The 14,395-nt window shown below is 68.5% G+C and carries 14 protein-coding genes; 6 read left to right on the top strand and 8 right to left on the bottom strand.

All coding sequences use genetic code 11. The annotated features are described in order from the left end of the window. On the bottom strand, positions 1-858 hold an 858-nt coding region (locus AUL28_RS01375; protein WP_156419851.1), incomplete at its 3' end, for a HAMP domain-containing protein. 490 nt (positions 859-1,348) lie between these two features. Between AUL28_RS01375 and AUL28_RS01370 the strand changes: the two genes are divergently transcribed. After that, entirely contained in the window at positions 1,349-2,626 is a 1,278-nt protein-coding gene (locus tag AUL28_RS01370) for an MFS transporter (protein ID WP_244493377.1), read from the top strand. Between the two features lie 81 nt (positions 2,627-2,707). Here AUL28_RS01370 and sthA read toward each other — a convergent pair whose 3' ends face one another. From sthA to hemC, 7 genes are all read right to left on the bottom strand, one after another. Continuing rightward, positions 2,708-4,153 carry a Si-specific NAD(P)(+) transhydrogenase gene (sthA, locus tag AUL28_RS01365; RefSeq protein ID WP_058636443.1) on the bottom strand — a complete coding sequence of 482 codons (1,446 nt, stop codon included), beginning with the start codon at positions 4,151-4,153 and terminating at the stop codon, positions 2,708-2,710. 149 nt (positions 4,154-4,302) lie between these two features. Then, positions 4,303-5,106: a glutamine amidotransferase gene (locus AUL28_RS01360; RefSeq protein WP_082640162.1), complete on the bottom strand. Its 804-nt coding sequence runs from the start codon at positions 5,104-5,106 to the stop codon at positions 4,303-4,305. Next, positions 5,099-5,602, bottom strand: coding sequence for a TerB family tellurite resistance protein (locus AUL28_RS01355; protein ID WP_306302745.1), 504 nt, complete (start codon positions 5,600-5,602; stop codon positions 5,099-5,101). The genes AUL28_RS01360 and AUL28_RS01355 overlap by 8 nt, the downstream gene beginning before the upstream one ends. Before the next feature lie 177 nt (positions 5,603-5,779). Further along, positions 5,780-7,267 carry a heme biosynthesis protein HemY gene (locus tag AUL28_RS01350; RefSeq protein WP_244493376.1) on the bottom strand — a complete coding sequence of 496 codons (1,488 nt, stop codon included), beginning with the start codon at positions 7,265-7,267 and terminating at the stop codon, positions 5,780-5,782. A 1-nt stretch (position 7,268) separates the two neighbouring features. Beyond that, complete coding sequence (locus tag AUL28_RS01345) at positions 7,269-8,945, bottom strand: hypothetical protein (protein WP_062230401.1); 1,677 nt, start codon at positions 8,943-8,945, stop codon at positions 7,269-7,271. A gap of 141 nt (positions 8,946-9,086) precedes the next feature. Continuing rightward, positions 9,087-9,749 carry a uroporphyrinogen-III synthase gene (locus AUL28_RS01340; protein WP_280137255.1) on the bottom strand — a complete coding sequence of 221 codons (663 nt, stop codon included), beginning with the start codon at positions 9,747-9,749 and terminating at the stop codon, positions 9,087-9,089. A 68-nt stretch (positions 9,750-9,817) separates the two neighbouring features. Then, positions 9,818-10,747: a hydroxymethylbilane synthase gene (gene hemC, locus AUL28_RS01335; protein ID WP_062220011.1), complete on the bottom strand. Its 930-nt coding sequence runs from the start codon at positions 10,745-10,747 to the stop codon at positions 9,818-9,820. A 269-nt stretch (positions 10,748-11,016) separates the two neighbouring features. Between hemC and tsaD the strand changes: the two genes are divergently transcribed. The 5 genes from tsaD to AUL28_RS01310 all read left to right on the top strand — a co-directional run bounded on the left by tsaD (position 11,017) and on the right by AUL28_RS01310 (position 14,250). Continuing rightward, positions 11,017-12,132: a tRNA (adenosine(37)-N6)-threonylcarbamoyltransferase complex transferase subunit TsaD gene (gene tsaD / locus AUL28_RS01330; protein ID WP_062230399.1), complete on the top strand. Its 1,116-nt coding sequence runs from the start codon at positions 11,017-11,019 to the stop codon at positions 12,130-12,132. Then, a complete protein-coding gene (locus AUL28_RS01325; RefSeq protein WP_062230398.1) occupies positions 12,129-13,106 on the top strand; it encodes an NAD(P)H-dependent glycerol-3-phosphate dehydrogenase in 978 nt (325 codons plus the stop codon). Before tsaD ends, AUL28_RS01325 begins: the two co-directional genes overlap by 4 nt. 99 nt (positions 13,107-13,205) lie before the next feature. Next, a complete protein-coding gene (locus AUL28_RS01320) occupies positions 13,206-13,496 on the top strand; it encodes a YciI-like protein (protein WP_062230397.1) in 291 nt (96 codons plus the stop codon). A 3-nt stretch (positions 13,497-13,499) separates the two neighbouring features. Beyond that, the gene (locus tag AUL28_RS01315) at positions 13,500-13,934 is read left to right on the top strand and encodes an EVE domain-containing protein (protein WP_062230396.1); all 435 of its coding nucleotides are present in this window, start codon (positions 13,500-13,502) and stop codon (positions 13,932-13,934) included. Between the two features lie 94 nt (positions 13,935-14,028). Further along, positions 14,029-14,250 (top strand): DUF3072 domain-containing protein, encoded by a 222-nt coding sequence (locus AUL28_RS01310; RefSeq protein ID WP_058636438.1) that lies wholly within the window; start codon positions 14,029-14,031, stop codon positions 14,248-14,250. Positions 14,251-14,395 lie beyond the last annotated feature (145 nt).

Raw genomic sequence — 14,395 nt, 5'->3', positions numbered from 1 at the left:
GGACGCGGAGCGGGCGGAACCGGCCGCGACCAGCGAGGACGAGGCGCGCACGCCCGAGACGATCTCGGAGAGCTTGACCGTCATGTCGCTCATGGCGCGCTGGAGGTCGGCCAGTTCGTCACGGCCCTTCACCTCGATACGCTGCGTGAGGTCGCCCGATCCGATGCGGCGCGCCAGATCCACGGCGCGCGACAGGCCGCGCGAGATCGACAGGCCGAGCCAGGCCGCCAAAACCAGACCGATCACGACGGCGCCGCCGACCAGAGCCGACAATTGCACGAAGGTCTGGTGGTCAGCCGCGTTGATTTCCGCTGTCAACGCGTCCATGCGCTTCTTCTCGCGCGACAGCTGCGTCTTCACTTGGCTGATCATGGCGACCATGGTCGGCTGCATTCCGCCACCCAGGATCGAACGCGCGCTCTCCAAAGCCTCCGCTCGCCGGGTCGGATCGCTCGCGGGGGTCGTCAGCAAGTCCGAAGCTTGCTTGGTCATCCGCAGATAGGTCTCGATACCACCCTTCAGCGTATCGACGGACGCTCGCTCGGTTTTGGGAGCCTGTTCGCGATATTCCGCGAGTGTGGCGAACGCGCTGTCGGCTCGATCCTGAATGGCCTTTTGCGTGTCGCCGAACGTGCTGCCGTCTACCGAAGGCAAAGTGTTGACCAAGCGCCCGATGTCGGAAACGGACGTGCGAACCGAGAGCAGCCGCTCGTTCTGCGCAATGGGCCCAGTTCGCAGAGCCTCCATCCGGTCCTGCGAGGCTTTCAGGTTATAGGCCCCGATCCCGCCCAGAAACAGGCTGAGACACACCATGACGGCAAAGCCACCGGCCAATTTGGTACGGATCGATAGTTTCACGGACCCCTCCTAAACTTCTGATGGGAGTAGAAGCCGAGAAGACTGCCAATCCATGAAGCCGACGCGAACACCTCGAATCGCAGTGAATCGTTTCTTGCTGCAGCGGGGCGCGGCATGGTGACGCATCAATGCATTTTCTCGCGCAGCGCGTGTTGTTCGCTCTCGGAAGCGAATGAAGCCGGAGGACGGGATTCGTTCAAAACCCGGCATCCGATCCGACGCGATCGCCTCGCAAAGACTTGACGCCGGACCTCCGGTTATGAATCTCTGCCGCGACCGCGCGATCTGATCCGGACACGTGGCCACGTCTGCGTTTGCAGTGAAGTTTCGGCCGTCCCCGGCTGAAGCTTCGGGCGACGCTGGCGATTCGCATGTCCCCAGTTCCCTCGAAAGGCGGCCTCTTCCCTCCTCCCGCTTTGCCGAAGGCTCGGGCCCCACAAGGGTAGGCGCCAAGGCCGGGCGACTGGCGCGCGAGACGGCCGGACCCATCATGCCGAGCGACGACGCACCTCTCTCCTCTCCCTCCGGCGACGCGCCGGTCCATACGCCGGTGGACGATCGCTTCGCCGCCTTCCGCAACAAACGCTTTCTTCGCTACTGGCTGGCCCGCTTCTTCGCCGCCTTCGCCGTGCAGATCGTCTCGGTCTCCGTGACGTGGCAGATTTATGCCCTGACGCGCGACCCGTTCGATCTCGGTCTAATCGGGCTGTGCCAGTTCCTGCCGGCCTTAGCGCTCGTGCTGGTGACGGGCCCGGTGGCCGATCGCTATTCGCGGCGCTGGATCATGGGCCTCTCGACCCTGGTGGAGGGTATCGGCGCGGCGCTGCTGCTGGCGCTGACCTGGATGGACCTCGTGTCGCCCGCGCCGGTCTTCGTCATTCTCATCGGCTTCGGCATTGCGCGCGCCTTTTTCGGGCCGGCGGCCTCTTCGCTCGTGGTCAATCTCGTGACCAAGGACGAGTTGGCCAATGCGGTCGCCTGGAACTCTTCCTCCTGGCAGGTCGCCTCGATCGTCGGGCCCGTGGCGGGCGGGCTTCTCTACGGCCTGTCGCCCCATATCGCCTATGGAACGGCGCTCGCGCTCTTCCTGGTGGGCTCGGGTCTCGTCCTGTCCATCTCCGCGCCGGCGCAGCATTCCTCGGGCGAGCCGGCGAGCTTCCAGACGGTCGTCGCGGGCTTCCGCTTCATCTTCCGCGAAAAGGTGGTGCTGGGCGCGATCTCGCTCGATCTCTTCGCCGTGCTGCTGGGCGGGGCCGTCGCGCTCATGCCCGTCTTCGCGCATGACGTTCTGGGCGTCGGCCCCTGGGGCGCGGGGCTTTTGCGGTCCGCGCCCGGCGTCGGCGCCATTGTGACCGCCGCTTGGCTCGCCGCCCATCCCGTGCGGGACCGCGCGGGCCATATCATGTTCGTCTTCGTCGCCCTGTTCGGCGTCTTCACGGCGCTGTTCGGCCTGTCCACGACGCCTTGGCTGTCGATCCCCGCGCTCGCCCTCATGGGCGCGGCCGACATGATCTCGGTCTATATCCGCGAAACCCTGCTCCAGCTCTGGACGCCGGACGAGGTGCGCGGGCGTGTCAACGCGGTGAACGGCATTTTCGTCGGCGCGTCCAACGAGTTGGGCGAGTTCCGTGCCGGGCTGATGGCGGCCTGGCTCGGCGCGGTCCCGGCCGTGGTGATCGGCGGGATCGCGACCGTGGCGGTCGCCGCCATCTGGTCGGCCGCCTTCCCGCAGCTGCGGCAGGCCCGCAGCCTCGCCGCACGCGAATAGGCCTCGTTCAAAACCGCAATGGAAAAAGGCCGGGGCGAGCGCCGCCTCGGCCTTTTTCATGAGCTGAAGTATGACGGCCTGTCAGTGGACGAGTTCGTCCTCCGCCGAGATCGGCGCGACGGGAGGCTCGGCGGAATGCGCGAAGGCGCGGTTCCAGGCGTCGAGCGAGGCGATCTTGTAGGCTTCGGCGAGGGTCGGATAATTGAACGTGTTGTCCATGAAATAGTCGATCGTGCCCTTCAGGTTGAGAACGGCCTGACCAATATGGATCAACTCGGTCGCGCCCTCGCCCACGATATGGACGCCCAGGAGACGGCGGGTCTTCTTCGAGAAGATCATCTTCATCATGCCCCGGTCGAGGCCCATGATGTGGCCGCGCGAGGTCTCGCGGAAACGCGCGATGCCGCATTCATAGGGAATGCCGCGCTTGCGCACGTCCTCTTCGCTCATGCCGACGGTGGAAATCTCCGGCACGGAATAGATGCCATAGGGAAAGAATTCGGGCGGCGGAGGCGGCTGAAGACCGAAGGCGTGGCAGGCGGCGAGGCGGCCCTGCTCCATCGACGTGGAGGCGAGCGAAGGAAAGCCGATCACGTCGCCCGCCGCGTAGATATGCGGCACGGCAGTCTGGAGCGTCTTTTCGTTGACGCTGATGCGCCCGCGCCGATCCACCTCCAGCCCGGCGGCTTCGAGGTTCAGGCTGTCGGTCGCGCCCATGCGCCCGGCGGCAAAGAGCAGCATGTCGCTGGTGACGTCGCGGCCCGTGGCGATGCGGCAGACCGTGCGGCCATTGGCATCGAACTCGATCTTGGTGACTTCCGCCCCCAGGCGCAGAGACAGGTTCCGGTCGCGCAGATCGTGGACGAAATCCTCCATCAGCTCCTTGTCCACGAAATCGAGGAAGCTGGCGCGCGGCTCGACCAGCGTCACCTGCACCTCGAGCGCGGAGAAGATCGTGGCATATTCGACGCCGATGACGCCCGCGCCGATCACCGTCATGGAGCGCGGCAGCTTCGGCACGGAGACGATCTCGTCGGAATCGAAGACATTGGTGCCGTTGAACGGCACGTAGTCCGGGCGGAACGGCTTGGTGCCGACCGCGATCAGGATGAAATGGCCGGTGACGACGCGCTCGTCCTCGCCCTCGTTGCGCACGACGATTTCGTGCGGCGAGCGGAAGGAGGCCTCGCCGCGCATGACCTTGACGCCGTTGCGCGCGAACTGGTGGTCGAGCACGTCCACCTCGTGCTCCAGCGTCTTGCTCATGCGCGCCTGGATATCGGCGGCCGAGATGTCCTGCTTCACGCGGTAGGCCCGGCCATAGAAGCCGCGTTCGCGCCAGCCCGACAGATTCAGGACAGTCTCGCGCATGGTCTTGGAGGGAATCGTGCCCGTGTGAACGGACACGCCGCCGACGCGGCGATTGCGCTCCACGACGAGAACGGAGCGGCCGAGCTTGGCGGCCTGTACGGCAGCCCGGCGGCCGGAGGGCCCGCTTCCGATGACGATGAGATCATAAGTCGACATGCGGCCTCGCGTGGTGCTCGGGAGACGGAAAGGGGTAAGCGCCCCGCCGTCCTACGTCTGTTCGTGCTCCAGACTTACACCCGCGTCTGCAAAGCCCGAGTAAACTTGGCGCTCTTTGCGATGCGCTTTGTTGCGGTGCGAAGCGCGCTTCACATCTGCGGCGGCGCGGCCAGCGTGCTGCCGCTGGCGCTGCGCCCGAAGATGACGGCCAGGAACTGCTCCAGCCAGCGCTTCACCGGCGCATCGTGAATGGCGCGGCCGTGAAAATGCTCGCGGCGCGGCTGTGCGCCCGGCAGCGACAAGCGCGCATGGCCGTGGGTCGTCCAGCGATGCAGCATGGCGAGCGTCAGCTCGGCATGGAACTGCACGCCGTAGGCATGATCACCGTAGCGCATGGCCTGATTGAGGAAATCCTCCCCTTCCGCCAGACGCGTCGCGCCATGGGGCAAGCCGAAGCCCTCGCCGTGCCACTGATAGACCATGGACGGCCAGCCCTGCATCAGGGCGCGCCCGGCCGCCGTCGCCTCGATCGGGTAATAGCCGATCTCCACCAGACCGTCAGGGTGCGGGCCGACGGGCGCGCCCAGATGTTTCGCCAGCATCTGCGCGCCGAGGCAGATGCCGAGAAAAGGGCGATTCTCCTTCAGCGGAATTTCCATCCAGTCGATCTCATGGCGCAGGTGCGCATCGGGATCGTTGGCGCTCGGCGGCCCGCCGAAGACGATGGCGCCGCGATGCCGCTCCAGCGTACCGGGCAGCTTTTCGCCCAGCACCGGGCGGCGGATATCGAGCCGGACGCCCGCCGCCTCCAGCACTTGGCCGACGCGCCCCGGCGTCGAGGTCTCCTGATGCAGAACCACCAGAACCGGCCGGGTTTCATGCGGATCGTGCAGCGTGAAGCGCTTGGGCGCGGCCGCGCTTTCGGAGCGGGAATGGGGAAGGAGATCAGCCATGCTGGGGCGTGCGTACCTTGTTCTGCGCCTCGCGCTTGGCCAGCATTCGGTCCCGGCTGGAAACGCCCAGAAGCTCGGCCACGCGCCAGACCACGTTATCCTCCAACTCGTGAACATCGCCGTCGGCGAAGACGATCTCCCACAGACGCTCCACGAATTGCAGACGCTCCTCGGCGCTCCAATGGCGCAGAAGGACATGCGTGAAGCGGAAGAGATCGACCGCCTCGGCATCAGCCTCGCGCCCGGCGCGCCGGACCTCTTCGGCCCGCCAGGGGGCAAGCCCGTAATCATGGATCAGGACATCGCGCAGCGCGTCGGTCTCGCTCCGGGTGAGCGTGCCGTCCGCCTCCGCCACATGGAACAGGAGCGCCGAGGCGGCGATCAGCGGATCGTCCTCGCCGCCGAGACGCCCGGTCGGCTCGCCCGACAGGTTGCGCAGGAAGTCCTTGAAGGCGTCGAACATGGGCGGCGTCCGGTCTGGGTCGTCGGGTGGCATGGGTCGGGTCGTCGATGCGGCTTAGGACCGCGCTTCGAAAACGGTCGAGAGCGGCCCAGAGTTCAATCTGTTTCGCTGTGACGCCAGTCCTTTAGAAACAAAAAGGCCCGGAGCGCTGGGCTCCGGGCCTTTTTGTTGTTCAGCGTGGCGCGTTAGCGTCGCTTCCCATGAGCGGCGTCAGGCCGGCGTGCGCTCCAGCGAGGACTCGCTCTTGCCTTCGGTCTCGTGGTGAGCCGCGGCCGCTTCGTTCAAAGCGGCGGCTTCCGCTTCGTCCGCCGGCAAGCGCGCGTCGATGAAGACGCGGCGGTTGGGGTCGGTGTTGGGAACATGCTGCATTCCGCGCATCATGCGCCCGACGCGGGCGACCAGCGCCGGATCGCTGTCCTGCGGCACCGTCCATTCATAGGCGTCGAGACGGCCCGTGGTCGGCGAGACCGGACGCCAGCCCTCGGCCGGCGCGCCGTCCACCGTCCAGGACGGGTCCTTGGGCGCATGAAGCGCGCGGCTCATCCACTGGCGCACCAGCGCGTCATTGCCGGTTTCGGCATCCTCGATATCGGCCAGAAGCAGATAGGCCGATTCGCGCGGCGCCTGCTCGGCCGCCGCCATGGCTTCGACGCGGGCCGTGCCGAACTCGCGCGCGTCGAGCGCGGCACGGGCGAGCGCCATGCGCGATTCGATATGGCCGGGTTGGAGGCTGGCGAGATGGCGCGCGCGCTTGAAGCGCTCGGCCACGCCGTCGCCCGGCCAGAGATGGATGTATAGCGCGGCGAGCTCGGGATGCGGATTGGCCTTCCAGCCCGCTTCCAGCGCCTTCTGAGCCGCGCGATACTCGTTGAGCCGGATCATGGAACGCGCGGCGATGACGCCGGCGGGCACCAGATCGGGAGCGAGCTTCTGCGCTTCGCGCGCGGCGTTCCTGGCGCCGGCCGGATCGCTGTCGGCGAGTTCCTGCGCCTTGCCGGTCAGGAGCACGGCGCGCAGGCGGCGGCTTTCCGCCTTATCCACGAGGCGCGAGTCGCGCTGCGCCTCCAGAATGTTCAGAGCGCCGTCATAATCGCCCTGCGCGGCCTTGAGGTCGAGAACCGCGCCGCCAGCCCAGGGCACATGCGGGGCGATGCGCACCGCGCGCTCGGCATAGGAGCGCGCCGCTTCCCGGTCGCCCAGGCGCTCGGCTTCGAGATACAGGCCGCGAAGGCCGACCAGCCGGGTCTCGGGATCGCCTTCCAGCGTCTCGAAAATGGAGCGCGCCTTGGCGTGGTCGCCCTCGATCAGCGCGGTCTGCGCGTCGAGAAAGCGCACCATCGGCTCGCGCCGGTTGGAAAGCTGCTTCTGCGCCTGCTTGACGAGGCGGCGCGCCATGACGGCATCGCCCGCGCCGGCGGCGATCATGCCGGCCGAAAGCGCGCGATAGCCCTTGTCGCGGCGGCGCGTCGAGAAAAAGCGCGACACTCGGTCGGGCGCCTTGAAGAAGCCGCGCACCAGCCAGAACAGAAGCACGGCCGCGACCACGAGCGCGATCTGAAGGATCACGAAGACGGTGAAGCTCGTGCCCACCTCCTGGCCTTGCCAGAGGATGGAGACGGAGCCCGGATGATCGGCCAGCCAGGCAAAGCCAAGGCCGCCCGCGAGCACGACGAGGAAAAAAGCGAGAATACGCAGCATGTCAGCCCTGCGACGCGGAAGCGCCGACGGCGCTGTTGATGGTCTGGCGAATGAGGTCGTCCGCGCTGGCGCGGGCGCGAACCTTGTCGGCGAAGCCTTGCGAGACGGACTTGGCGGCCTCGGGCAGCTTGTCCCACTCGGTCAGCCAGCCGGCGAAGTCGCCGCGCTGGAGCGCCTCGTCCATGCGCGCGACGGCCGCTTCCGGCCCCGGAGCCTCGGCCGTCACGTTGGAGCCGGCGGGGCGAACGGTGACGAGCGAGCGCAGGCTGTCGAGAACCTGCGTCTTCACGTTGGCCGTGTTGTCGACCGGGCGCAGCGCGGTCAGGATCTGCGATTCCGCGTCGCGCCACTGGGTGTCCAGCGCGGCGGTGGTGGGAACGCCGGAGGCCGCGAAATTGCGCAGCGAGGCGACGGCCTCGCCCGTGTTGCCGCTCGCCTTGGCGAAGCTTTCCAGCTCCTGCATGAAGGGGCGACCGCTGTCGATCGCGCCTTTCAGCCCGGCCGCCGACAGAGCGATGGCGGCGCGGCGGTTGGCTTCCTCGATCGATTGGACGCGGGTGCCGATCTGGTTGACCGTTTCGCGCGTCTCATTGGCGGCGGTCTGGGCGTTCTGGGCCGCCTGCTGCGCGTTCTGCGCGGCGGTCTGGGCCGCCGTGGCGGCGGTTTCGGCGCGGGTGGCGATGCCTTGCGCGTCGGTCGCGGCGGCTTCCGCCTTGGTGGCCGTGTCGCGCGCGCTTGTGGCCGCGTCATTGGCCTCCTTGGCGGCGGCGGCGGAATCGCCGTTGGTCTGCGCATAGCGCTCGTTGGCCGTGACCCGGTCCGAGAGCTGGGTGAACTCGGTGCGCGAGACATTGCCTGAGCCCGCGCCGCCGGCTGCCTGGGCCGACTGGAGCTGCTCGACCGTGCCGCGCAGATTGCCGATATCGCCGGTCAGCTTCTGCACTTCGCCGGCCGTGGCGAATTGCTGGGTCGGGACGGCCGCCTGTTGCGCCGCCGGCGGGCGAACCGCGCCGGAATAAAGAAGCGCCGCGCCGCCGCCGAGCGCGATCACCGCGCCCAGCAGACCCGCGCCCAGAAGCGGGCCGAAGCCGGGGCCGCCATGCGAAGCGCCGGCCGCCGCGTGATAGGGGCTGGAGGTCAGCGGGTCGGGGCCGGCCGGCTCGGAATGCGCGCCGGGCAGAACCGTCTCGTCGTCCTCGAATTCGCCGAGATCGCGCCGCTTGGCCGCGACGCCATCCTCGCGCAGGGGATCGACGGGCTTGTCGCCCTCGGGCGAAAGCGGGTCGGCCGCGCCGGGCGAAAGAAGTCCGGCCTCGCTCGCAGCGCCGGACTCGGCGGGCGTGGTCGTAGCGGGCGCGGAGGCGACAAGAGCCGGGTTCTCCAGCGCGTCGGCCGAGGCGCTGCCGCTGGCGATCTCGTTCTTGCGCTCGCGCGCCGCCGCGTCCTCCGCCGTGGCGGAGAGGAGCGCATCCTCGTGGCGCTCTTCCGGCGTCATGGCCTCGTCGCGGGGCCTCGTCGTGTCGTTCATCGAAAGCGTCTCGTCCTGTTGGGCCGCTGCGGCCGGGCCCGTCTCAATATCACTTTCGGCGCCCTCGGGCTTGGCGACGCGCTCGGCTCCGAGGTCGATCGTGGTTTCCGGTCGTGCGCCTGGCTTCGACCGGCGCGGACGATTGGCCATCCGAGAACTCCTTCATGTCGCATCCCATGGGCGGCTGGCTGGCGAACCGGCCGGCGCGAGCCGAATTCCCTTCGGCCGATGTATCGGACGAGTCAACGTCTCGATCTAGCGTGCGCTCCGCAAGCTGCAACGAAAAGATGCTCAATCGCGCCCTTCGCTCCAGTTTTTGATCGCGTCCACCAACGAGACGAAGCGCGGAGCTTCGGCCACAACCGTATTCTTTCCAAACTGGGGCGAAAGTTCCAGTGCGATCGCGTCCGAAAGGCAGAAGAGTGCGACATCTTCCCCTAGGACATGACCCGCGCGCTCCGCGAAGCGCTCGAACGCCCGCGCCTGCCCGCGCGAGAGGATGAGCACACCCTGCGCCGGGCATCCCGCGCGAGCCTGTTCCAGCTCCGCCTCGCTCGGCAGGGCGGGCACGGTGTCATAAGCTTCCACTACGCGAAGCGGCAGGCCGGCTTCCGCAAAACCCGCTTCCAGATCGGGCAGGCGCACCCGCCCGGCAGCATAGAGAAAGGTCTCGCCCGCCCGCGTCGGCAGCATGTCGGCGAGGCTCACGAGATCCGCCGCCCGGCCCGGCCCCGCCCGCACATCGGCAAAGCCGGCCGCGCGCAGGGCCTCGGCCGTCATCTCCCCCACAGCCAGAACCGGCAGGTCGCGTCCAGGATAATGACGCGCGAGCCAGGGCACGGCATGGCGGCTGGTGACAACCAAGCCGGCAAGCGGGATTTCGGGCGGCGCGGGGTCGAGCGGCGCAACCATGCTCAGAGGCAGGAGAACGGGCTCGAAGCCGGCCTCGCGCAGAAGCGCGGCCGAGCGCTCGCCATCTTCGCGCTCGCGCAGGACGAGAAGACGAAGGGGCGGCCGGGCGCTCAGCGCCGCCAGCCCTCGAAGAACTCCGCGCCCGCTTCCGCCACCAGCCGCAGCGCCGCGTCCTCGGCCATGCGAAGCGCGTCGGCCCGGCTGCCTTCGACATGCGTCTCGTGCATCCGCGCGCCGTCCGGCGTCAGGATCATGCCGTGAAAGCGGAACTGATCTCCTTCCAACGTGCCATGGGCGGCGATGGGCGTGCGGCAGGAGCCGTCGAGAACCGCCAGAAAGGCGCGCTCGGCCGCCAGAACGCCGTGCGTGTCCGCATGATCGACGGCCGCAACGAGCGGGGCGATGCGCCCGTCCCCGTCCCGGATCTGGATGCAGATGGCCCCCTGCCCCGGCGCGGGCGGGAAGCTCTCGCTGTCCAGAATCTCGCTTGCCACCTCGGCGTCGCCGAGGCGCTTCAGCCCGGCCAGCGCCAGAAGCGTGCCTTCCACCTCGCCCGCGGCGAGCTTGGCGAGGCGCGTCTGCACATTGCCACGAAAGATCACGAGTTCGAGATCGGGCCGTATCCGGCGCAGAAGGGCCTGCCGGCGTAGCGAAGCCGAGCCGACGCGCGCGCCTTGCGGCAGGTCGGCGATGCGCGAGACCGAGCGGCCGATGAAGACGTCGCGCACATCCTCGCGCGGGAGATAGGCGGCGAGCGCCAGCCCGTCGGGCACATGGGTCGCCATGTCCTTGGAGGAGTGGACGGCGAGATCAACCCGCCCATCCAGAAGCGCTTCCTCGATTTCCTTGGTGAAGAGCCCCTTGCCGCCCGCCTCCGACAGCGCCCGGTCCTGAATCCTGTCGCCCGAAGTGGACAGGACGGTGATCGCGAAATCCTCCTCGCGCAGGCCATGCGCGGCCATCAGGCGAGCCCGCACCTCTTCGGCCTGCGCCAGCGCGAGGCGGCTGCCGCGCGTGCCGATGCGGATGGGCTGGGTCATGGGTCTGCCTTCCTTGCCTCAGGCTCCGGGCCAAGGGAGCTTGAAGGGATCGCCGATCTGGAACCCTTCGAAACAGGGTCTTGCGCGTGTTCTGATCGCCTCCCGGCCTGTTTGCAAGTTCGCCGGGCTGGGGGGCCGCGCGGTTTTTCGGCGAAGGGCGGACGCGTGTGGGATCGGCCATCGGCCTCGGGCGCGCGTCCGCGCTGGCGAAACGGCGTGCGAGACGTTATCTCGCGGGAGAAGACCTCAGCAAAAGAGCGGCTCGTCCCTTGCCCAGCGCCTCCCCCCCTGCCCAATCCGTCCGTCCGCTCGTTCTCGGCATCGAGACGAGTTGCGACGAAACGGCGGCGAGCGTCGTCGGGCGCGGCGCGGACGGGCGGCCCGTGGTTCTGTCCAATGTCGTGCTCAGCCAGATCGAGGAACACGCGGCCTTTGGCGGCGTCGTGCCGGAAATCGCCGCGCGCGCCCATGCCGAGAGCATCGGCCCCATCGTCGAAGCCGGCTTGGCGGAGGCCGGCGTCACGCTGGACGAGATCGACGCCGTGGCCGCGACCAGCGGGCCGGGCCTCGTCGGCGGGCTCATCGTCGGCGCGCTGGTCGGCAAGGCCATCGCCGCCTCGCGCCAGCTGCCGTTTCTGGCCGTGAACCATCTGGAGGGCCATGCGCTGACCCCGAGGCTGACGGACGCGCTCGCCTATCCCTATCTCCTGCTGCTCGTGTCGGGCGGGCACACGCAGATTCTTCTCGTGTCCGGCCTCGGCCAGTACGAGCGCTGGGGCACGACGATCGACGATGCGCTGGGCGAAGCCTTCGACAAGACCGCCAAGCTCCTGGAACTGCCCCATCCCGGCGGCCCCAGCGTCGAGCGCATGGCGCGCGAGGGCGACGCCAAGCGCTTCGACCTGCCCCGGCCGCTGCGGGGTGAGAAGCGGCTCGACTTCTCCTTCTCCGGCCTCAAGACGGCGGTGCGCCAGATCGCGCTGGCCCACGCGCCGCTCAGCGAACAGGACGTGGCCGATCTCTGCGCCGGCTTTCAGCGCGCGGCGGCCGAGAGCGTGCGGGACCGCGTGACGCTGGCGCTGGCTCGGTTTCGGGAAGCCTATCCCGGCCTCGAAGACCCGGTTCTGGCGGTGGCTGGCGGCGTTGCGGCCAATGGCGAAATCCGCGCGGCGCTGCGCGAGGCGACCGAGCGCCAGGGCGTGCGCCTCGTTTCGCCGCCGCTGGCGCTCTGTACGGACAATGGCGCGATGATCGCCTATGCCGGGCTGGAGCGGCTGGAAGCGGGGCTCACCGATCCGCTTTCGGCCCCCGTGCGCCCGCGCTGGCCGCTGGATGAGACCGCCGCGCCGCTGGTCGGCTTCGGCAAGCGCGGAGCCAAGGCATGAGCGTCAGCGTCATCGGCGGCGGCGCCTGGGGTACGGCGCTCGGCGCCATGCGCGCGCGGGACGGAGAGCCCGTGCGCCTCTATGCGCGGGACGCCGAGAGCGTCGCGGCGATCCGAACGACGGGCGAGAATCCGCGCTATCTCCCCGGCATCGCACTGCCCGCCTCGCTGGAGGCAGTGAACGACTTGGGCCTCGCGCTGGAGGGGGCCGATATCGTGCTCCTCGTCCTGCCGGCGCAGGTGCTGCGCCTCGCCTGCCGCGACCTGAAACCGCATCTGAGGCCCGGCGCGGCCCTCGTCCTCTGCTCCAAGGGGATCGAGCGCGACACCGGGCTTTTCGCCTCCGCCGTGGTGGAAGAGGAACTGCCGGGCCACCCCGTCGCGGTTCTCTCCGGCCCGAGCTTCGCCTCGGATGTCGCGGCGGGCCTTCCGACCGCCGTCACATTGGCCGCCAGCGAGGGCGCGCTCGCGGCCAGCCTCGCACAGCGCCTGTCCTCGCCCGCCTTCCGCATCTATGCGGGGGATGACATTCTGGGCGTCGAGGCCGGTGGCTCTTTGAAGAACGTTCTCGCCATCGCGGCCGGGGCCAGTGCGGGGCTGGGCTTAGGGGCTTCGGCGCTCGCCGCCCTCGTCACGCGTGGCTTCGTGGAACTGCGCCGGTTGGGCGAGGCGCTGGGCGCGCGGCCCGACACGCTGCTCGGCCTGTCCGGCCTCGGCGATCTCGTTCTCACCTGTTCGGGCGCGCAGTCGCGCAACTTCGCCTATGGGCTGGCGCTCGGCCGGGGCGAGGACACGCGAACTCTAAAGCTCGCGGAAGGCGTCTACTCCGCCGCCATCGCCGCTAAGCTGGCGCGCGAGCGCGGCATCGAAGCGCCCATCATCGAAACGGTGGCCGCGATGCTGGACGAGGGCCTGCCGGCGGCCGACGCCATGCGCGCGCTGCTCGCCCGCCCGCTCAAGCGCGAGTTCGATTGAAGCGCCGAAGAAACGCCCTCGATTGACAAAGCCCGTCGCCATCGGCCAGACGCGGGCAGCATCGCACCCGGCCCCGGCCGGCCCATTCGGAGACGCCCCATGCTGTTCGCCCTTCTCTGCGAAGACCGCGCCGACGCCGGCTCGCTGCGCGCCGAAACCCGCCCCGCGCATCTGGAGCACCTGAAGGCGCTCGGCCCCGTCCTGAAATTCGCCGGCCCCTTCCTCGGGTCCGACGACAAGCCGAACGGCAGCCTTCTCGTGGTCGAGGCCGACAGCCTGGAAGCCGCCCGCGCGCTGGCCGATCAGGACCCCTATGCCAAGGCCGGGCTCTTCTCCTCCGTCACCGTCCGTCGCTGGAACTGGACCGTGAACAATCCCGAGCAGGCCTGACCCATGGCGTTCTGGCTGTTCAAGTCGGAGCCGTTCAAATGGTCCTTCGACGAGCAGAAGGCCTGCGGCGCGGCCGGCACGGAATGGACGGGCGTGCGCAACTATCAAGCGCGCAACTTCATGCGCTCCATGCAGATCGGCGAACGCGGCTTCTTCTACCATTCCAACGAGGGCAAGGCCGTGGTCGGCGTGGTGGAGGTCTCGGCCCTCGCCCATCCCGATTCCACGGCCGATGACCCGCGCTGGGAATGCGTGGACATCCGCGCCGTCTGCGACATGCCGAACCCCGTATCGCTGGATGTCGTGAAGGCCGAGCCGCGCCTGAAGGACATGGTGCTCGCCACCAATTCGCGCCTGTCGGTACAGCCGGTGACGGAAGCGGAGTTCCACGTCATCTGCGAGATGGGCGGGCTTGACCTGGCCAAGGCGCTCGGCTGATCGGCCGCGCCGGCCCAAAGGGTCGCAGGGGGGGCCAGTGGAACCTCGGGCAGAACAGAACATTGTGGGAACAGACCCTATCAGGAGAGTTCCCATGACGTCATCCCAGCCCAAGGTCGACGCGCCGTCCAACGCCGAGAAGAACCCGGACGACTGGACCACCGGCGACGAGCCGATGACGGGCGCGCAGGCCTCCTATCTTCAGACGCTCTGCGAAGAGACGGATCAGGCGTTCAACCCCGACCTGTCGAAGGCCGACGCCTCGAAGATGATCGACGAGCTTCAGGGCAAGAGCAAGCGGCTCAAGAACGCCTAAGAGCCGGGGCGCAAGGACCCTGCGGGCCGATCCGCCGGGTCCTTGCGCCCCGATCATCGTTCCCGATGCTCCCCGATGCGCTGCATCGTCTGCGCTCGGCTCCTCGTCGGGAACGCAAGTCCCTCGCCGGCTTTCCGCCGTAGGG

The organism is Aureimonas sp. N4 (assembly GCF_001463925.1).
Classification (GTDB): domain Bacteria; phylum Pseudomonadota; class Alphaproteobacteria; order Rhizobiales; family Rhizobiaceae; genus Aureimonas; species Aureimonas ureilytica_A.
The sequence above is the reverse complement of the archived record's forward strand: the minus strand, read 5'-3'. Positions and strand labels throughout refer to the sequence as shown.